The sequence below is a fragment of the Vibrio rumoiensis genome (genome assembly GCF_002218045.2).
Lineage (GTDB): Bacteria > Pseudomonadota > Gammaproteobacteria > Enterobacterales > Vibrionaceae > Vibrio > Vibrio rumoiensis.
On sequence record NZ_AP018685.1, the window covers coordinates 1,079,390 to 1,098,429 of the forward strand.

At 42.7% G+C, this 19,040-nt stretch carries 16 protein-coding genes, 1 tRNA gene and 1 riboswitch; of the genes, 13 read left to right on the forward strand and 4 right to left on the reverse strand.

The window, feature by feature from the left end:
• Nucleotides 1–2: 2 nt before the first annotated feature.
• Nucleotides 3–581, reverse strand: coding sequence for an electron transport complex subunit RsxA (gene rsxA, locus VRUMOI_RS04985; protein ID WP_027697352.1), 579 nt, complete (start codon nt 579–581; stop codon nt 3–5).
• A 162-nt stretch (nt 582–743) separates the two neighbouring features.
• A tRNA-Asn gene (locus tag VRUMOI_RS04990) sits at nt 744–819 on the reverse strand.
• Between the two features lie 559 nt (nt 820–1,378).
• Between VRUMOI_RS04990 and uvrB the strand changes: the two genes are divergently transcribed.
• The gene (gene uvrB / locus VRUMOI_RS04995; RefSeq protein ID WP_089139080.1) at nt 1,379–3,409 is read left to right on the forward strand and encodes an excinuclease ABC subunit UvrB; all 2,031 of its coding nucleotides are present in this window, start codon (nt 1,379–1,381) and stop codon (nt 3,407–3,409) included.
• A 94-nt stretch (nt 3,410–3,503) separates the two neighbouring features.
• Here the strand turns inward: uvrB and yvcK are convergent, their stop codons facing one another.
• Nucleotides 3,504–4,394 (reverse strand): uridine diphosphate-N-acetylglucosamine-binding protein YvcK, encoded by an 891-nt coding sequence (yvcK, locus tag VRUMOI_RS05000; RefSeq protein WP_089139081.1) that lies wholly within the window; start codon nt 4,392–4,394, stop codon nt 3,504–3,506.
• Nucleotides 4,395–4,590: 196 nt separating this feature from the next.
• Nucleotides 4,591–4,747, forward strand: a riboswitch (molybdenum cofactor riboswitch).
• 12 nt (nt 4,748–4,759) lie between these two features.
• Here yvcK and moaA point away from each other — a divergent pair.
• From moaA to moaE, 5 genes are read left to right on the forward strand one after another with little or no spacing between them, the layout of a single operon-like run.
• Complete coding sequence (gene moaA / locus VRUMOI_RS05005; protein WP_089139095.1) at nt 4,760–5,800, forward strand: GTP 3',8-cyclase MoaA; 1,041 nt, start codon at nt 4,760–4,762, stop codon at nt 5,798–5,800.
• Nucleotides 5,801–5,838: 38 nt separating this feature from the next.
• Nucleotides 5,839–6,351, forward strand: coding sequence for a molybdenum cofactor biosynthesis protein B (moaB, locus tag VRUMOI_RS05010; RefSeq protein ID WP_089139082.1), 513 nt, complete (start codon nt 5,839–5,841; stop codon nt 6,349–6,351).
• Between the two features lie 33 nt (nt 6,352–6,384).
• Nucleotides 6,385–6,867 (forward strand): cyclic pyranopterin monophosphate synthase MoaC, encoded by a 483-nt coding sequence (gene moaC / locus VRUMOI_RS05015; protein ID WP_089139083.1) that lies wholly within the window; start codon nt 6,385–6,387, stop codon nt 6,865–6,867.
• Between the two features lie 26 nt (nt 6,868–6,893).
• The gene (gene moaD, locus VRUMOI_RS05020) at nt 6,894–7,139 is read left to right on the forward strand and encodes a molybdopterin synthase sulfur carrier subunit (protein WP_089139084.1); all 246 of its coding nucleotides are present in this window, start codon (nt 6,894–6,896) and stop codon (nt 7,137–7,139) included.
• Between the two features lies 1 nt (nt 7,140).
• Nucleotides 7,141–7,611 carry a molybdopterin synthase catalytic subunit MoaE gene (gene moaE, locus VRUMOI_RS05025; RefSeq protein WP_231897489.1) on the forward strand — a complete coding sequence of 157 codons (471 nt, stop codon included), beginning with the start codon at nt 7,141–7,143 and terminating at the stop codon, nt 7,609–7,611.
• 81 nt (nt 7,612–7,692) lie between these two features.
• On the opposite strand, the gene VRUMOI_RS05030 is transcribed toward moaE, so the two are convergent.
• Nucleotides 7,693–10,221, reverse strand: coding sequence for a glycosyl hydrolase family 18 protein (locus VRUMOI_RS05030; RefSeq protein WP_089139085.1), 2,529 nt, complete (start codon nt 10,219–10,221; stop codon nt 7,693–7,695).
• Between the two features lie 567 nt (nt 10,222–10,788).
• Here VRUMOI_RS05030 and VRUMOI_RS05035 point away from each other — a divergent pair.
• The 7 genes from VRUMOI_RS05035 to ltrA all read left to right on the forward strand — a co-directional run bounded on the left by VRUMOI_RS05035 (nt 10,789) and on the right by ltrA (nt 18,965).
• Entirely contained in the window at nt 10,789–12,423 is a 1,635-nt protein-coding gene (locus VRUMOI_RS05035) for an ABC transporter substrate-binding protein (RefSeq protein WP_089139086.1), read from the forward strand.
• A gap of 378 nt (nt 12,424–12,801) precedes the next feature.
• Nucleotides 12,802–13,074: a hypothetical protein gene (locus tag VRUMOI_RS05040; protein WP_089139087.1), complete on the forward strand. Its 273-nt coding sequence runs from the start codon at nt 12,802–12,804 to the stop codon at nt 13,072–13,074.
• A gap of 60 nt (nt 13,075–13,134) precedes the next feature.
• Nucleotides 13,135–14,055, forward strand: coding sequence for an oligopeptide ABC transporter permease OppB (oppB, locus tag VRUMOI_RS05045; protein WP_089139088.1), 921 nt, complete (start codon nt 13,135–13,137; stop codon nt 14,053–14,055).
• A 15-nt stretch (nt 14,056–14,070) separates the two neighbouring features.
• Nucleotides 14,071–14,973, forward strand: coding sequence for an oligopeptide ABC transporter permease OppC (oppC, locus tag VRUMOI_RS05050; protein ID WP_089139089.1), 903 nt, complete (start codon nt 14,071–14,073; stop codon nt 14,971–14,973).
• 37 nt (nt 14,974–15,010) lie between these two features.
• Complete coding sequence (gene oppD, locus VRUMOI_RS05055; protein WP_089139090.1) at nt 15,011–15,985, forward strand: ABC transporter ATP-binding protein; 975 nt, start codon at nt 15,011–15,013, stop codon at nt 15,983–15,985.
• Nucleotides 15,982–17,043, forward strand: a complete 1,062-nt coding sequence (gene oppF / locus VRUMOI_RS05060; RefSeq protein ID WP_089139091.1) for a murein tripeptide/oligopeptide ABC transporter ATP binding protein OppF — start codon at nt 15,982–15,984, stop codon at nt 17,041–17,043. Before oppD ends, oppF begins: the two co-directional genes overlap by 4 nt.
• Before the next feature lie 629 nt (nt 17,044–17,672).
• A complete protein-coding gene (gene ltrA, locus VRUMOI_RS05065) occupies nt 17,673–18,965 on the forward strand; it encodes a group II intron reverse transcriptase/maturase (RefSeq protein WP_110410666.1) in 1,293 nt (430 codons plus the stop codon).
• The last annotated feature ends 75 nt before the right edge of the window (nt 18,966–19,040 follow it).

Here is a 19,040-nt window from a genome sequence, read left to right on the forward strand (position 1 = left end):
GATTATTTAACCAAACCTGTAAAGCCCATAAAGGCAAGTGACATTAGCCCAGCGGTAATCATCGCAATAGAAGCACCTTTAAATGGGGCGGGGACATCCGCTGCGGCAATGCGCTCACGCATGGAGGCGAATAAAATGAGAACAAGTGAGAAACCTACTGCAGCACCGAAACCATAGATAATCGACTCGATAAAGTTATGATTTTCATTAATATTCAGTAGCGCAACCCCTAATACGGCACAGTTAGTGGTGATGAGTGGTAAAAATATCCCAAGTAAACGGTATAGAGTTGGGCTGGTTTTATGCACCACCATTTCGGTAAATTGAACCACGAAAGCGATCACTAAAATGAAGCTCATAGTTTGTAGGTATTCAATCCCAAGGGGACGCAAAATATAAGTTTGAACAAGGTATGAGCAGACGGATGCTAAGGTTAAAACGAAAGTGGTCGCAAGGCCCATGCCAATCGCAGTTTCAAGCTTTTTAGATACCCCCATAAAAGGGCAAATACCGAGAAATTTAACCAGAACAAAGTTGTTGACCAAGACAGTGCCAACAAGCAACAGTAGATAGTCTGTCATATCGTCTCTTTGGGTTAATGATGATCCCAACATTATCGTCATTTGTGACGTTAATAACAACCTACAGGAAATAGGTATTTGAAGGTATTGAGTAATTAATGATGGAATGCATGAAAATAAACGAAAAAAAGCCGCATTTTAGCGATGCGGCTTTTTAGTATTTGGCTCCCTGTGCTGGACTTGAACCAGCGACATACGGATTAACAGTCCGCCGTTCTACCGACTGAACTAACAGGGAATAATTTATGGGCAGAATTCTAGCTATGGCGAATCAGGCTGTCAACGTTGATGGGCAACAAAAAAGTAAAATTTTTTAGATTTTTCGCTTTACTTTTTTGTATGCCTGATGGGATAAGGCGGCAATGCAGTTATCCACCAAATTTGTGGATAAGTGTGTTGATGAAACTTGATTAAGTGTTAGCTATCATTTGAAGAAATAAGTTATCAAGTGATTTTTATTATTAACTGTTTGTTTTTATGGGTTTTATTGGTTTTTCAAGAAAGTTAAGGAATGTGGGTAAAAATCATCAATATTAATTAAATTGTAAAATCAACTGATTTTTGGGGAAAACCCGTGGATTAAAAAAACGTGAAATGCTGAATGAGGTGTCGCGTGGGACAAGCATACTACCAAAGTGTAAAAGGGTAAGCTAGAGTAAAGATGACTTTTTTCAGTCCCTATTTCAGTTAATAAAACTACTGACTCCACGACCGCGTTTTAGAGCGTTCATAATCAGGTTGTGGTAAGGTCCCCCAATAGAATAAATAGTCTTGAATTCTTCATTTAAGAGGCAAGTATGAGTAAGTTGTATCAACTGGTTTCCGATTATCAGCCGGCAGGCGATCAACCTGAAGCCATCGCGAAGTTATCTGAAGGTTTGGAAGTTGGCTTAGCGCATCAAACCTTATTAGGGGTAACCGGATCTGGCAAAACGTTTACCTTAGCGAATGTGATTGCTAAAGCACAACGTCCGACCATTTTACTTGCACCTAACAAGACTCTAGCCGCGCAACTTTATGGGGAAATGAAAAGCTTTTTCCCAAACAATGCGGTTGAATATTTTGTCTCTTATTACGACTACTATCAGCCAGAAGCTTATGTGCCAACGACAGACACCTTTATTGAAAAGGATTCTTCAGTTAACGCTCATATTGAACAAATGCGTTTATCTGCCACCAAATCTTTAATTGAACGTAAAGATGCCATCATCGTTGCTTCTGTTTCTGCTATTTATGGTTTGGGTGATCCGGATTCTTATTTAAAGATGATGCTACACATTCGTCGTGGTGACATGTTAGAGCAACGTGACATAATCCGCCGTTTAGCGGAGCTACAATACAGTCGAAACGATATGGTTTTTGAGCGAGGGAACTTCCGAGTTCGAGGTGAAGTCATTGACGTGTTTCCTGCCGACTCCGAACATGATGCCATTCGACTAGAAATGTTTGACGAAGAAGTTGAATGTATCAGTATTTTTGATCCTTTAACTGGCGCCATTAAGCAAAGAGATATTGCTCGCGCGACCATCTATCCCAAAACCCACTACGTAACGCCGCGTGAACGAATTCTCGAAGCGATTGAAAATATCAAAGAAGAATTGGTTGAAAGACAAAAAGTACTAAGAGATAACAATAAGTTGCTGGAAGATCAGCGTATTTCTCAACGTACCCAGTTTGATATCGAAATGATGAATGAGCTGGGTTTTTGTTCTGGTATCGAAAACTACTCTCGTTACTTAAGTGGCCGTAAAGAAGGTGAGCCACCACCGACCTTATTTGACTACTTACCCCACGATGGCTTGTTAATTATTGATGAGTCACACGTGACGGTACCTCAAATTGGCGCGATGTATAAAGGTGACCGTTCTCGTAAAGAAACCTTGGTTGAATTTGGTTTCCGTTTACCTTCGGCGTTAGATAATAGGCCATTGCGTTTTGAGGAATTTGAATCGCTGGCTCCGCAAACCATTTATGTTTCAGCGACTCCAAGTGCCTACGAGTTAGACAAGTCGGGGGGGGATGTGGCTGAGCAAGTCGTGCGCCCAACCGGGTTACTCGACCCTGAAATTGAAGTGCGTCCGGTTGCCACTCAAGTGGATGATTTATTATCAGAAATTCGTCAGCGTGTTGCGGTGAATGAGCGTGTACTCGTGACCACCTTAACCAAGCGTATGGCGGAAGACTTGACGGAATACCTGACAGAGCATGATGTGAAGGTCCGTTATTTACATTCAGATATTGATACGGTGGAACGTGTTGAAATTATCCGAGACCTGCGTTTAGGTGAGTTTGATGTGTTAGTGGGCATTAACTTACTTCGAGAAGGGTTGGATATGCCAGAGGTCTCTTTGGTGGCCATTTTAGATGCCGACAAAGAAGGCTTTTTACGTTCAGAGCGGTCCTTAATTCAGACGATTGGTCGAGCAGCACGTAACGTCAAGGGTAAGGCGATTTTATATGGTGACAGCATTACTAAATCGATGCGTAAAGCAATTGATGAAACAGAACGTCGCCGTGCTAAGCAACAGCAATATAATGAAGAAAAAGGCACGACGCCTCAAGCTTTGAAGAAAAGCATTCAAGATATTATGGAGCTGGGGCATGTTGGAACACGTAAAGGCAAAAAAGACAGTAATGTTATTTCGCTATCTAAGGTTGCTGAGCAAGCGGCCGAGTACCAAGCTTTAACGCCACAGCAGCTTGAGAAACAAATAAGCCAATTGGAAAGTGAAATGTACCAACATGCACAAAACTTAGAGTTTGAACAAGCGGCACAAAAACGCGATGAAATAGAAAAGTTACGAGCTCAGTTTATTGTGAATAGTTAAAAGAGGTGAGCGTTTCTCGTGGCTTGGACGCTACGCTTCTCGTTGCTCGATGTATTTGTCGAGTCACGAGAAACGAGTTTCCGAGCAGCGTTTGTTATTGCAAAATAATCTTCTCGATTTCTTGCTGAAGTTTTTTCCTATCATGACGCCACTCGTGGTTTGGTGAAGCCAAATTGACCTCAACACATTGATAGTGTTGTTTTAAGGTTTCCGAAAAGTTTTCACCTAGCAAAACATCGACCGATCGTCCATCACACGCTCGTTGACACCATTTTAATTTCTCTTCTAATCCCATCATGCCAGCAGGGCCAAACTCATTATCGAGATTGTCAACAAATACCACTTTAGCGTGACGATTTTCAGCAATAGCTTTGCCGATATCCGACAATAATAACGGAGGCATGATGCTGGTTAAGAAACTACCTGGTCCAAGGATAATACAGTCGGCTGATAAAATGGCGTCAATCCCTTCTGCGGTTGCGGGGACCTCTGGCTCAACATAAAGGCGCTGTAATGGTTCAGACATATCATCGACATTGGTTTCACCGCGAACCCATTTGCCTGATTTTGATAGGGCAGTGAGATCGGCAGGATGTTCCGACATCGGAACAATATTGACTTCTACTTTGAGCATGTCACAAATGAGATGAATAGCATCAAGCGGGCGAATCGATAGATTATCAAGTGCGGTTAACATTAAATTGCCGAGATTATGGCCATTTAATTCACCGGCCCCACGGAAACGATATTCAAACATCATTGAACTAATATTAGGTTCGGTAATCAGCTGATTGATGCAGTTTCGGGTATCTCCCCAAGCGATGCCACCTTGGCATTGTCGAATACGACCTGTTGAGCCGCCATTGTCTGTTGTAGCGACAATACCGGTAGCATTGGATCCAAAATCTTTCAAAGCGGCTAACATACGACCAAGGCCGTGTCCTCCGCCAATCGCAACCACTTTTTTTGTTTTATGAATAGGCATAAGTATGAAGTCTCAAATTTGATCAAGGAATCTGAACTGCGCGAACATTACGCTAAGTCGGCTTATTAGAGAAGTAAATGACAATTCTTTGATATCGATTAAATAAATATAACGGGCCTAGGACTAAATGGGTATGGAAAAATACCACTTTCTTGCGTACTATTTAAAAACAGTGTTGCTGATCTATTTATCAGTAATTACGTCATAGCTCCGAGCGTTAATCACTAAGTTTATTATTTGTCTTATCGATGAATAGTGGATACGTTTTTAAGGCCAGTGACATATTGTCACCAGGGTTGGTTTAGAAATGAGCCTTCCTCCCGTATTTGGAAAGGTGTTTCGTGACTCAATTAGTTTCCCAATATATTCCTGATTTTTCGGGCGTATCTGATGTCGACTCGTCTTCGTCAGCCACAGAAAATCCTCAATTTGTCGATCGTTTTTCGCGCAAGTTTTATTATTTGCGCCTGTCGATCACGGATGTGTGTAATTTCAAATGCACCTATTGCTTACCCGATGGCTACCATCCTACCGGTAAGAAAAACTCGTCTTTTCTAAATCAAGCTGAAATTAAGCGTATCGTCCATGCGTTTGCCGATTGTGGTACCACTAAAGTGCGTATTACCGGTGGCGAACCAACCTTACGTAAAGATTTTAACGATATTGTGGCTTCGGTTGCGCAAACCTCGGGTATTACTAAGGTTGCGACAACGACTAACGGCTACCGTATGGCAAAGCAAGTGGGTGACTGGAAAGAGGCCGGTTTAACGCATATCAATGTCAGTGTCGATAGCCTAGACCCTCGCTTATTTCATCAAATTACTGGTGAAAACAAATTCCATGATGTGATGGCCGGTATCGACCGCGCATTTGAAGTAGGCTATCAACAAGTCAAAGTAAACGTTGTTCTATTGAAGCAATTTAATGGTCACGCGTTGCCAAGCTTTTTAAATTGGATTAAAGACCGACCTATTCAATTACGTTTTATCGAGTTAATGCAAACCGGTGAAATGGATGAACTTTTTCAACAACAACATCAATCAGGCGTAAGTATTCGTAATCATTTGATTGCCAATGGTTGGCTATTGAAAGTTAAAGAGGCCAATGATGGGCCTGCACAAGTGTTTGTTCATCCAGACTATCAAGGTGAAATTGGCTTGATTATGCCGTATGAAAAAGGCTTTTGTGAAACCTGTAATCGCCTGCGTGTGTCTGCAACCGGTAAACTGCATTTGTGTTTGTTTGGTGAAGAAGGCGTAGAGTTACGTGATTTACTTCAGCAGGATGAGCAAGAAAAAGACCTTATCGCACGAATTCAAGGGGCGCTCGATACCAAGTCCGTCAGCCACTTTTTGCAAGAAGGCAAAACGGGTATGACGCCACATTTAGCGTCTATCGGCGGATAATCCTTCCTTTTATATTTTGATTTTTTGAGGTTATCAACATGGCACGTGTTGCTGCTGAGTTTAAACCTGCACGAATTGCAGTCTTGACCGTATCGGATTCTCGAACGCCTGAAAATGATACATCGGGTGATTATTTTGTTGAGCAACTTCAGCTAGAAGGGCATCAACTGGCTGAGCGTCAAATTATCGCAGATAACAAATATAAAATTCGCGCTTTGGTTTCTCAATGGATTGCCGATGATGCGATCCAAGCGGTTTTAATTAGCGGTGGCACTGGCTTTACTGCAAAAAACTATACAACGGAAGCACTTAAGCCTTTATTTGATAAACAAGTCGAAGGGTTTGGTGAAATCTTTCGTATGCTGTCTTTTGATGATATTGGTTCCTCGAGCTTACAATCTCGTGCAATCGCTGGAATGGCGAATCAAACCGTTATCTTTGCGATGCCAGGTTCAACCGGCGCATGTCGCCTAGGTTGGGAAAAGTTAATCAAGGAGCAGCTTGATGCGCGTCATCGCCCTTGTAACTTCATGCCGCATTTGTCTGTTTAGAACCCTCATTATTGTTTTAAGGAATTCGTATTCATGTCTCAATTTACTCATATTAATGCCTCCGGCGAAGCTAACATGGTCGATGTGTCCGCTAAACAAGAAACGGTACGAGAAGCTCGCGCTGAAGCTTGGGTTAGCATGTCGAAAGAAACATTAGATCTTATTGTGTCGGGTTCACATCATAAAGGTGATGTATTTGCCACGGCACGTATTGCCGGTATTCAAGCGGCTAAGAAAACATGGGATTTAATTCCACTTTGCCATCCTTTACTACTTTCAAAAGTCGAAGTGCAATTAGAAGCGAAACCGGAAACCAATCAAGTTCGCATTGAATCTGTATGCAAGCTAGCTGGAAAAACTGGGGTTGAAATGGAAGCGTTAACGGCGGCTTCGGTTGCGGCTTTGACCATCTACGATATGTGTAAAGCGGTACAAAAAGATATGGTGATTGGTCAAGTTCGTTTACTTGAAAAAACTGGCGGTAAGTCTGGTCATTTCGTTGCGATACTCAAGTAACTTAATAATTTTCGGAAGGTTGAACAATGATTAAGGTTTTATTTTTTGCTCAAACTCGTGAGCTAGTGGGAGTTGATTCGGTGACCGTTGAAGCCGATCAAATTACGGCGGAAGCCTTGCGTCAACAGCTATGTGATAAAGGTGACCAATGGGCGCAAGCGTTGCAGTCTGGCAAATTATTGGTAGCAGTGAATCAAGATATGGTGAAAATGGACACTGTGCTCAAATCTGGTGATGAGGTTGCCTTTTTCCCACCAGTAACAGGAGGCTAAGATGTCTTCAACTGGAATGGTTCAAGAAATAGTCAGTGTGCAGTTTGAAGACTTTGATGTAGGCGCAGAATATCAGCAGCTTGCACAAGGTACTGACGCTGGTGCAGTAGTGACCTTTGTCGGTAAAGTACGCGATATGAATCTTGGTGATTCAGTAACGGGGTTGAGTTTAGAGCATTACCCCGGTATGACAGAGCGTTCTTTAATGCAAATTTGTGAACAAGCGAAATCACGTTGGCCACTGCTGAATATCCGAGTGATCCATCGTGTCGGTGATTTAGATTTGGGTGATCAAATTGTCTTTGTTGGTGTTTCTAGCGCTCACCGTAATGCGGCATTTGAAGCCTGTGAATTCGTTATGGACTACCTAAAAACGCAAGCACCATTTTGGAAAAAAGAACGTACCACCGAAGAGGTTCGCTGGGTCGATTCTCGTGATTCTGATGCCAAAGCGGCCGAACGTTGGAAATAGATATCAAGATTGAATAATTGAATGAAGAAAGGCCAACGCATGATACGTTGGCCTTTTTGGTGTTGGTTAGTTTCGGTTTACTTAATCACAGCTTGCTGCACCTAAGTTCTTCCAGACTCCCCATTCACCCGTTTGTGATGGGTTTTCACCAGTTGTCCACCACTTCGCTTCATACAGAGTGCCATCCAGTGTTACTTGATCTCCACCCGTATAAACCGCTGAAGCATCCCAAGCGTTGTCACAAGTTGGGTCAATCGTTCCAGATTTTTTCAGTACAACCACCGAGGCTGAAGCTTCGCTCGTTAGTTCACCATCACTAACGATGACCGAGAAGCTAAGCGTTGTATCTTGATCGTATTCACCTGCAACGAAACTGATGCTTGCACCAGAACCTGTTACGCCTGATGGTAGTGTCCATGTGTAAGTGAGTGCATCACCTTCGGCATCGGTTGAACCAGAAGCATCAACAGTGACAGTATCACCCGCATTTACTTGCGTTGGAGCCACTAAACTCGCAACAGGCGCGGTATTGGTTGGCTCAACATCCACAGGGTTAACCGTGATCACGACATTATCAGTATCTGTTGCGCCTTCGTTATCGGTGACCGTTAAAGTAAAACCTAAAGTTTGGACTTCGGTGACTTCACCAATATCAAAGCTAGCAGTTGCAGACGCTGAGTTTTGGATGCTTACCGATGGGCCTGAGGTTTGCGTCCATTGATATGAAGCAATGCTACCGTTGCGATCACTAGAAGCTGAACCATCTAATGTTACGCTAGCAGGGCCGACTACGGTTTGATCAGCACCAGCGGCAGCTGTCGGAGCGTAGTTTGTTGGTTCACCCGCTAAACCTTCGTGCATGGCATTGAGAATATCACCGTTATCTGCGTCGATTTCCCATGAGAATAGACCCGCTAAACCTAGGCTTCGAGCATATTGACCTTTAGCAATAACAGAGCGAGGGCTATCATAAGTCACTAACTTACCGTTTGAACGGTTCCATACCCACGCGGCTTCAGCTTGTTCATCATAGCCGGTTTCAAAGCCATTGATGCCTTCACCATTTGAGCCAATCATGGTGCTTTTCACACCTTTATAGTCAATAACACCAGCTTCCCAAACACCTTGTTCTTTAGTGCCTGTCAGTTTGCCGTTACCGGTACCTGTCATTGGATCGCCTGCAACCGTTAAGCTTTCAGGCATCACGCCATCCCAACCTCGGCCATACATAGCAGCACCAACAACCAGTTTATTAGCCGGAACGCCTTGATCTAGCAAAATTTTGATTGCATTGTCTGTAGTATAAGCAGGGCCTTTGTATGGTTCGCCTTCTGCATCAACACCTGTGCCATCACATTGGCCAGGGCGCATAAAGCTACCACAGTAAAGTCCCGTTTGGTGACCAGGAACATTATTCCAACCGCCATAGAAGTCATAAGTCATAGCAAAGATGTAATCCATGTACTGAGCCGCGTCAGCATAATCAACATCTTCAAGTTTGTCGTAACCCACACCAATGGCTGAAGTTAGCTCATATTCTTTACCATTTTGAACTTCGAGTTCATCTAGCATGGCACGTAATTCACGCATTAAAGCAATATAAGCAGGGCCATCGTTAACCGGATCACCTAGGTCTGTCGCTTGGCCACCGCCACCAGGGAATTCCCAGTCAATGTCCACACCGTCAAAGAATTTCCATGTTGTTAGGAATTTTTTAACTGAGGCAACAAAGATGTCGCGTTTTGATTTATCAGTGAAGGAAAAGAAGGGATCAGAAAGCGTCCAGCCACCGATAGATGGGACAATTTTAAGGTCAGGATTACGCTGTTTAAGCGCCATCATCATGCCAAAGTTACCTTTAATAGGCGTGTCGTATTCATGACCCGCTTGCTTAAAGCTTTTTTGATAAGCGGCCCATGGATCATGGATCACAACATTATAATCTGGCACACCCTGACATGCAGTTTGTAGCGCATTGAAACTATTACCACCGACTGATTTAAGCGATTCATTAGGGCCACAAATCGGGATGAAACCATAAAGAATATGCGTTAGGTTATCGACAGGAATATTGTCAACGGTATAACCACGGTCATAAATACCCCATTCAACAAAGTAAGTGCCGACAACGGTATTCGGGTCGGTGTTATACGTTTTATTGTTAGGATCAACGTTCATGGTTAATGGTGCTAGGTGAGAACCATCTGTATCGGCAATCGATAGTTCAACAGGTTGAGTTTTACTACAGCCTGTGGCATCACACGCTTCGATTTCCATTTGATAGACACCGCCTTGGGCGTATTCAAATGAAGCGGTGGTTTTGCTGCCAGTAATTGGGCCGGTTGCGACTTTTTTACCATCGAAGTAAATGTTGTAAGTGTCGCCAGTTTCACCACTGTATTGGTTGAAAATAATGTCGATTTGAGCATTTTCATGGTATTGAACCATGCTGTTGTAACCGGATGTGGTTTCCATTGCTAAATCGATTTTGGAGAATTTTAAATTTTTTGAACCGTACATATCGAGGCTTGGAGCCCCAGGAGCAGCCATAACTGATGCTGAACCTAACGCTAAAGCAATACTCACTGCAGTGAGATTGAAACGTTTCATAGTATTTCTCTCTATAGTCCTTTCTTAATATGCTCACCTAAAAAACATCAGGTGAAACCTGCACATCACTTGTGCATCAGTGGCAGTGTTGATGAGAGATCGTGAGTCAACAAAGAACAAAAAGACAATTTTGAATCGATATACAATTAATAATTCGCGTTATGAAATATCTTTCAAGCCAACTCCACTTGAAGTCTCTATTTGATAAAACTTGTCAAAGTTAGGCTTGCAACTAATAAAAATTGAGCTAAGGAAGGAAGAAGTAAAAGATTGAAATTCATATAGGTATAGTGAATTTAACTATGCAATCGATTTCATTTGGATATACGTACTGTTAATGAGGGAAAGTGTAATCTATGTTACGTTTTTATAATTTTGTTGTGGTGGATCCCAGTAAATATTGATAGCTTAATCCGCTCTATATATCGCTAGAGTCGTACTAGATAGATTAAAAGTTGTACAAAACTTTAAAAACTAGTGAAGGCTACTAATTGACCAGCGTAAGCTAGTTATAATCGATATAAAGATGTCACGGATGCATTAATATAAAAATTTGGAGTTTACCCTATGCGTAAAAATAAAATCACTCAAGTGATCCTACTTGGTGCCGGTCTTGCTTTCGGCGCTGCTTCTCTTTCTGTTTCTGCTGCTCAAGTTCCAGCAGGCGTTAAATTAGCGGAAAAACAAGAATTGGTGAAAGGTAACGGTGCAGAAGTTGCTTCTATCGACCCACAGAAAACAGAGGGCGTGCCTGAATCCAATGTGATTCGTGATTTATTTGAAGGCTTAGTTAACCAAGACGCAGATGGTAATGTTGTTCCTGGTGTGGCTGAAAGTTGGGAAACAAAAGATAACAAAACTTTCATCTTCCACCTACGTAAAGATGCAAAATGGTCGAATGGCGATCCTGTGACTGCTGATGACTTTGTCTTTACCTTCCAACGCGCAGTGGATCCTGCTACTGCATCGCCATACGCATGGTATCTGGAAATGACGACCATGAAGAATGCGGCACAAATCATTGCGGGCAAAGCGGATAAATCAACGCTTGGTGTGAAAGCAGTTGATGCAAATACCCTTGAAGTGAGCCTTGAATCAGCAGTGCCGTATTTTGTGAAAATGATGGGCCATACCACGGTTAAACCAGTGAATAAAAAAGTATTGGAGAAGTGGGGCGATCAATGGACTAAGCCTGAGCACTTTGTCAGTAATGGTGCTTATGTTCTTGATAGCTGGGTATTGAACGAGCGTATGGTATTAGTACGCAATAAGAACTACTGGGATAATAAAAATACCGTCATTAACAAAGTGACTTATTTACCGATTGAAAGTCAAAACGCAGAAATGAACCGTTTCTTATCTGGTGAATTGGATATGACCGATGAGTTGCCAAATGAGCAATTCAAACGTTTGAAGAAAGAACATCCAGAAGATGTAATGGTCGTTGGTAACTTATGTTCATATTACTACGGCTTTAATAACCAAAAGCCACCATTTAATGATGTTCGTGTACGTAAAGCCTTATCTTATACGATTGACCGTGATGTAATGACTCGAATTTTGCTTGGTCAAGGTCAAAAACCAGCTTACTTCTTAACACCCGAAATTACCGCTGATTTTCACCCTGAGATGCCGGAATACGGTACTTGGACTCAAAAGCAGCGCAATGAAAAAGCCAAAGAATTGTTAGAAGAAGCGGGCTACAATAAATCTAATCCACTGAAATTTACTCTTCTCTACAATACGGATGACAATCATAAGAAAAATGCCGTAGCGATTGCTTCTATGTGGAAAAAATCACTTGGCTTTGTTGATGTGACATTAGAAAACCAAGAGTGGAAAACTTACCTAGATACGCGCCGTCAAGGTGACTTTGAAGTGACTCGCGCAGGTTGGTGTGGAGATTATAATGAAGCATCAGCATTCTTATCGTTAATGCAATCCAACAACAGCTCGAATGACCCTCGCTACCACAGCAAAGAATACGATACTGTAATGGAAAAGGCATTGAACTCGACTAGTGACCAAGAGCGTGCAGATTTGTATGCAGAAGCGGAGAAACTACTGGCTCGTGACATGCCAATTGCTCCTATCTTCCAATACGTAAAAGCTCGTTTGGTGTCTCCTCTGGTTGGTGGCTTCCCGCAACATAACGCAGAAGATAAAATTTATACGAAAGACCTGTATAAAATTGCTAAGTAATTAAAATTTAAGGTTAGGTTCTGTATGGAGACATGCAGAACCTATTTTTATTTTTATCGTTTAGAAAAGTGTTAGAAGTATCAATAGTGAATATATTGGTCTTTGATGGGAGCGGCTTAAACCATTGGTGATTGAATGAAGTTATTTGTTTTTTATTTATACAAGTAACTGGTGTTTTTATATGGAAACAAAATATTGACGTCACAATATCTGTGGTTTTAGTGCCAAGTTGGTAGATTATTCTGTTGAATGTTGTTAATGTTTGTCTTAAGGAATAGCGTGAAAAGCTATTAAGCGTAAGGATTGCGCTGAATATTGCTTTTATTGACAACTAAATAACATGCTTATTTCTAATCATACAGGTCATGGAGTCGATGTATGTATTTGAACGGAATTTCAAAAAATAGCACTCAAATCGTTGCCAATAGCGCGACAAAAATGATGCTAATAAGTGAAGGCAAAACGCTGAATCACTTAATCTCTTTTTCATTAAAAGAGTGCTTACCCCATTCAATACCTCTTAATGCTTCTTCTATGGCCAAGATGATTGGCAAAAACTCAGTGGTATCTCAATCTTACTTTATGCCTAGCCTTTCAAGGTGTGTATCAAGTTTAAGTGTCGATGCTGCAAACATAATAAAAATAATATAACAAGGAATGTCCAACACATGATGGGCAAACTATTCATTAGTCACAACTGGAAGTTTTACTATGTTTAAATTCATTTTTAAAAGGCTGATCGAAGCAATACCAACCTTATTGGTATTGATTACGGTGTCTTTCTTCCTAATGCGCTTTGCTCCAGGTAACCCGTTCTCAAGTGAGCGTCCGTTGCCTCCTGAAGTGATGGCAAATATTAATGCTAAATATGGCTTAGATAAGCCGGTTTTAGTGCAATACACCACTTATTTGACCAATATTCTCCAAGGTGATTTTGGCCCTTCATTTAAGTACCAAGATTACACCGTGAATGAGTTGGTTTACGCGGCTCTTCCGGTTTCGGCTAAAGTTGGCTTTTTTGCCTTTATCTTTACTCTTATTGCCGGGGTCGGGGTCGGAACCATTGCGGCTCTGCGGCAAAATACCTGGATCGATTACACCATTATGTCCACTGCGATGCTCGGGGTGGTGATGCCCTCATTCGTACTTGCGCCTGTATTAATTTATATCTTTTCTATTAACTTAGGTTGGTTCCCAGCGGGTGGTTGGAAAGATGGTGGCTTCCAGTACCTATTCTTACCGATGGTGGGGATGTCTTTATTGTACGTTGCGACATTTGCTCGTATTACTCGCGGTAGCATGATTGAAACCTTAAACAGTAACTTTATTCGTACTGCCCGCGCCAAAGGGTTGAGCTATAAATATATTGTGTTTAAACATGCTTTAAAGCCTGCGTTACTTCCTGTGGTGTCTTATATGGGACCTGCGTTTGTCGGTATCATTACCGGTTCGGTGGTAATCGAAACCATTTTCGGCCTGCCGGGAATTGGTAAGCTGTTCGTGAATGCGGCGTTTAACCGTGATTATTCATTAGTGATGGGGATAACCATATTAATTGGTTTCCTATTCATTCTTTTCAATGCCATTGTCGATGTACTACTGGCTTATATTGATCCGAAAATTCGCTACTAATCAGGGACTGACGCTATGTTAACGAAAAAAGAAAATTTAGAGGCGATCGAAAAGTTCTCTGAGAACTTAGAAATTGAAGGTCGTAGCCTTTGGCAAGATGCTCGTATTCGCTTTATGCGCAATAAAGCCGCGATGGTGAGCTTGGTTATTTTGGCATTGATTACTTTATCGGTGATCTTCCTACCAATGTTCGCGCATTTTGCTTATGACGATACAGATTGGTATGCCTTACAAGCGGCGCCCTCTGCTGAACATGTATTTGGCACAGACAGCCTAGGTCGAGACTTGTACGTTCGAACCTTAATGGGGGGACGAATTTCATTGATGGTCGGTGTGTTAGGGGCATTCGTTGCGGTATTAATTGGTACGCTTTACGGTGCAGCCTCTGGCTTCATTGGTGGTAAGGTCGATCGTATTATGATGCGTATTTTGGAAATTCTATACGCCGTACCGTTCATGTTCTTAGTTATTGTACTGGTGACGTTTTTTGGCCGTAACATCATTTTAATCTTTGTGGCGATCGGGGCCATTGCTTGGCTTGATATGGCACGTATTGTTCGTGGCCAAACATTGAGCTTACGTAATAAAGAGTTCATTGAAGCGGCGCATGTGTGTGGTGTCAGTAACTGGAAAATCATTACTCGTCACATTGTGCCAAACGTACTCGGTATCGTTGCTGTATATTCAACGCTATTGGTACCAAGCATGATTCTTACCGAGTCATTCTTATCTTTCCTTGGGTTAGGTGTTCAAGAGCCTATGACCAGTTGGGGAGCGTTATTGCAAGAGGGTGCACAAACCATGGAGATTGCGATTTGGCAACTTGGTTTCCCTGCGGCCTTCATGGTTGTCACGCTGTTCTGCTTTAACTATGTCGGCGATGGTCTGCGCGATGCGCTGGATCCAAAAGACCGTTAATAGCTTGCTGAAGCCAAAAAGAATTTAAGGAAAGAGAATGAGTAATTTATTAGATGTACAAGACTTAAGGGTTGAGTTTAAAACCCAAGACGGCATGGTTACTGCGGTTAACGATTTAAGCTTTTCAATCAAGCAAGGGGAAACGCTTGGCATTGTGGGTGAATCAGGTTCGGGTAAATCTCAAACCGTGTTTGCCATCATGGGCTTGCTGGCGAAAAACGGAGTGATCAGCGGCAGTGCTAAATTTGAAGGTAAAGAAATCTTAAATTTGCCAGAAAAAGAGCTCAATAAGATTCGCGCAGAAGAAATTGCGATGATTTTCCAAGACCCAATGACCTCACTTAACCCATATATGAAGGTGAGTGAGCAGTTAATGGAAGTGTTGATGCTGCATAAAGGCATGGGCAAAACCGAAGCGTTTGAAGAGTCGGTCCGTATGCTTGAAGCGGTGAAAATTCCTGAAGCGCGTAAGCGTATCAATATGTACCCACATGAGTTTTCAGGTGGTATGCGTCAGCGTGTCATGATTGCGATGGCTTTGCTTTGCCGTCCAAAACTATTGATTGCCGATGAACCTACCACAGCGCTGGATGTAACAGTACAAGCGCAAATCATGGATTTATTGAATGAGCTAAAAGACGAATTCAATACGGCGATTATTATGATTACCCACGATTTAGGCGTGGTCGCTGGCTCATGCGAAAAAGTCCTTGTAATGTATGCTGGGCGTACAATGGAATACGGTTCGGTAGATGAAATATTCTACAAGCCAAGTCACCCATACAGTGAAGGTCTACTACGTGCGATTCCTCGCCTTGATACCGAAGGCGAAGAATTACCAACCATTCCAGGTAACCCACCAAACTTGCTACGTTTGCCAACGGGCTGTCCGTATCAAGAGCGTTGTCACCGTGTTACCGATCGTTGTCGCAAAGAAGCACCACAACTTTTACCATTTGGTGAAGACCGTTTCCGTGCTTGTTTTTCTGAATGGGAGACTTGGAAGTCATGAGCATTACAAACGAAGTAAAAACAGAGCAACCAAGCATTGTTGAACCAAAAGCGAAAATTGAAAAAGTGGCGCTTGCTGACAAAAATTTACTGCTGGATATTAAAGATTTAAAAGTTCACTTCAATATCGCCTCAAAATCAGCTTGGCCTTGGTCAAAACCCGCTAAATTAAAAGCGGTAGACGGTGTTAATGTACGCTTGTACGAAGGTGAGACTCTTGGCGTAGTCGGCGAGTCTGGTTGTGGTAAATCCACATTTGCACGCGCGATTGTTGGCTTAGTGGAAGCAACGGAAGGTGAAGTGCTGTGGTTAGGCCAAGACCTCACTCGTATGCAAGCGGTACAAAAGCGTGAAAAGCGTAAAGAAATTCAAATGATTTTCCAAGATCCACTGGCTTCGCTTAACCCGCGAATGACGGTGGGAGACATCATCGCCGAGCCTTTAGTCACGTTTTATCCAAAACTGTCTAAAGCGGAAGTGAAAGCCAAAGTGAAAGCGATGATGGATAAAGTAGGTCTATTGCCAAACGTGATTAACCGCTACCCGCATGAATTTTCAGGGGGGCAGTGTCAGCGTATTGGTATCGCGCGCGCACTTATTTTGAACCCGAAAATGATCATCTGTGACGAGCCAGTTTCCGCCCTTGATGTATCGATTCAGGCTCAGGTTGTGAATCTACTCAAAGAGCTGCAACGTGAGTTGGGCTTGAGCTTAGTGTTTATTGCCCATGATCTATCGGTAGTAAAACACATCTCAGATCGCGTATTGGTGATGTATCTAGGTAATGCAGTAGAACTGGGTGAGTCGGATGCATTATTTGCCAATCCAAAACATCCATACACCAAAGCTTTGATGTCAGCCGTACCGATCCCAGATCCTAAAAAAGAACGCGCCAAAGTGATTCAAATGCTGGAAGGGGATTTGCCATCGCCGATCAACCCACCATCGGGCTGTGTGTTTAGAACTCGTTGTCCAATTGCAACCGCGCAATGTGCCGAGCAAAAGCCACAGATCAAAGGGACGGACGTTCACGCGGTATCGTGTTTGCTGGTGGATTAGCGAAACGGGATTAATCTCGTTTTATTAATGATAAAGCAGCGCTGTTAAAGCGCTGCTTTTTTTGTTGTGCGCCGAGCATGGCGTTGATCTAGGAGGTGAAAGTCCTCTACGGGCTTAGTCGAGCAAGAACCGTTAGCCTATGCAAGGGTGTTCACCGTGAGGTGAAATCTGAAGGAAGCAAATGGCAAAATTTGGTTATGACGAACAGAAACTTGATAGTAGGCTTGTGCAACTTGGGTAACCTTGCAACAGATAGAATAGCCCAATGCCTCGACGGGAAGTGTGTACAAGTAAATCAAGCATAACCAAAGGAAAGAGCAACGTCTTACCTCGGGAGATCTTACCGCCTGTCTTCAAGAAGACTAACGTCGCCGTGAGGCGTCGTGAAGGGTGATAAGAAGTCAGCCGAAGGCATAGTATTTTAAGTTAGTACAGCTTAAAAGAAGGCCTGAACCGAATACATCAAGAAGCAGTCGCAGGACACTCAAATTCAGTGGAGTCACAGCAACGATGAAAACCATCTCTCCGTCCCAATCGGTAATACCGCCAGTAGCACTGAGGGTGACGAAGCGTGACAAGCGAAATTGGCGTAGAAAGAAGGACGAGTCTTGGTAAACACATCTCAATTGCTGGAGAGCATCTGCGAACCAGCTAATCTGAACGAAGCACTACGCCGAGTCAAAAGCAATAAAGGTTGTGCGGGTGTCGATAAACTCAACATTGAAGCAACCATTAATCTGCTCAAGCAAAACGGAAATGGTCAGCAACTGCGACAATCTATTATAGATGGTAGTTACCAACCACAACCCGTACTAGGTGTAGAGATACCGAAATCCTCTGGAGGATTTCGACAGCTTGGGATCCCGACAGTGATCGATCGTATGGTTCAACAAGCCATCGTGATTAAACTAACGGAGATCCTTGAGCCAACATTTTCTTCAAATAGTTTTGGCTTTCGCCCGAACCGAAGTGCACACGATGCACTTGTTCAAGGAAGCTATTACATTCGAAAAGGGAAAAGCTTTGTCGTTGATATCGATTTAGAAAAGTACTTTGATACTGTGAACCACGATCGGCTCATGCATCGTTTATCCAAACAAATTGAGGATAAACGGGTATTAAAACTAATTAGAAGATATCTACAATCTGGCCTGATGCGAAATGGTTTAATGGAGAAGAGGCAAAAGGGAACACCACAAGGTGGTCCCTTGTCTCCGCTACTATCAAACGTTGTATTAGATGAGCTTGATAAAGAGCTAGAAAGAAGAGGCCATAAGTTTTGTCGATATGCAGACGACTGCCAAATTTATGTCGGTAGTCAGGCAGCAGCAGAGCGGGTAAAAGCCTCAATAACGTCCTACTTGGAAGGCAAGTTAAAACTCAAGGTAAACCGAGAGAAAAGTGCAGCCACCCGAATAGAAAATAGACGCTATTTAAGCCACCGTTTCAAGAGCAATGGTGAAATTCAAATTTCACCAGAAGCCCTAACTCGAATGAAAAGACGAGTTAGACAAATAACGAAGCGGAACAGAGGAAGGGAGTTATCTCGTATAATCAAGGAGCTAACTCAATACCTCAGAGGTTGGCAGCATTACTTCAAACTAGCACTGAGGAAAAGAGTAATGACAAACCTAGACAGTTGGATAAGACGCCGACTGCGGTGCTACCGCCTAAAACAACGTAAGCGAAAATACAGCATAGCGACATGGCTTCAAAATAATGGAGTGAGTGAACGTAATGCTTGGAAAATCGCCATGTCAGATAAAGGTTGGTGGAAGTTATCACGTACACCTCAAGTAAATCATGCCATGTCAAATGTCAGATTCACTGAGATGGGGTTATATTCGTTACTAGATGGATATGACATACTGAAAATGTATTCGGAACCGCCGTATGCGACCCACGCTTGTGCGGTGGTGTGAGAGGACGGAGGCCGTGAGGCCCCCTCCTACTCGATTATATCATGTATAAAAGTGAAATCTTTGTTTAGTCATTGG

What these genes read in the sequence shown, in the direction of transcription:
- rsxA (WP_027697352.1), bottom strand. Translation starts at nt 581, where the DNA reads ATGACAGACTATCTACTGTTGCTTGTTGGCACTGTCTTGGTCAACAAC.
- uvrB (WP_089139080.1), top strand. Translation starts at nt 1,379, where the DNA reads ATGAGTAAGTTGTATCAACTGGTTTCCGATTATCAGCCGGCAGGCGAT.
- yvcK (WP_089139081.1), bottom strand. Translation starts at nt 4,394, where the DNA reads ATGCCTATTCATAAAACAAAAAAAGTGGTTGCGATTGGCGGAGGACAC.
- moaB (WP_089139082.1), top strand. Translation starts at nt 5,839, where the DNA reads ATGGCACGTGTTGCTGCTGAGTTTAAACCTGCACGAATTGCAGTCTTG.
- moaC (WP_089139083.1), top strand. Translation starts at nt 6,385, where the DNA reads ATGTCTCAATTTACTCATATTAATGCCTCCGGCGAAGCTAACATGGTC.
- moaD (WP_089139084.1), top strand. Translation starts at nt 6,894, where the DNA reads ATGATTAAGGTTTTATTTTTTGCTCAAACTCGTGAGCTAGTGGGAGTT.
- moaE (WP_231897489.1), top strand. Translation starts at nt 7,141, where the DNA reads ATGTCTTCAACTGGAATGGTTCAAGAAATAGTCAGTGTGCAGTTTGAA.
- VRUMOI_RS05030 (WP_089139085.1), bottom strand. Translation starts at nt 10,221, where the DNA reads ATGAAACGTTTCAATCTCACTGCAGTGAGTATTGCTTTAGCGTTAGGT.
- VRUMOI_RS05035 (WP_089139086.1), top strand. Translation starts at nt 10,789, where the DNA reads ATGCGTAAAAATAAAATCACTCAAGTGATCCTACTTGGTGCCGGTCTT.
- VRUMOI_RS05040 (WP_089139087.1), top strand. Translation starts at nt 12,802, where the DNA reads ATGTATTTGAACGGAATTTCAAAAAATAGCACTCAAATCGTTGCCAAT.
- oppB (WP_089139088.1), top strand. Translation starts at nt 13,135, where the DNA reads ATGTTTAAATTCATTTTTAAAAGGCTGATCGAAGCAATACCAACCTTA.
- oppC (WP_089139089.1), top strand. Translation starts at nt 14,071, where the DNA reads ATGTTAACGAAAAAAGAAAATTTAGAGGCGATCGAAAAGTTCTCTGAG.
- oppD (WP_089139090.1), top strand. Translation starts at nt 15,011, where the DNA reads ATGAGTAATTTATTAGATGTACAAGACTTAAGGGTTGAGTTTAAAACC.
- oppF (WP_089139091.1), top strand. Translation starts at nt 15,982, where the DNA reads ATGAGCATTACAAACGAAGTAAAAACAGAGCAACCAAGCATTGTTGAA.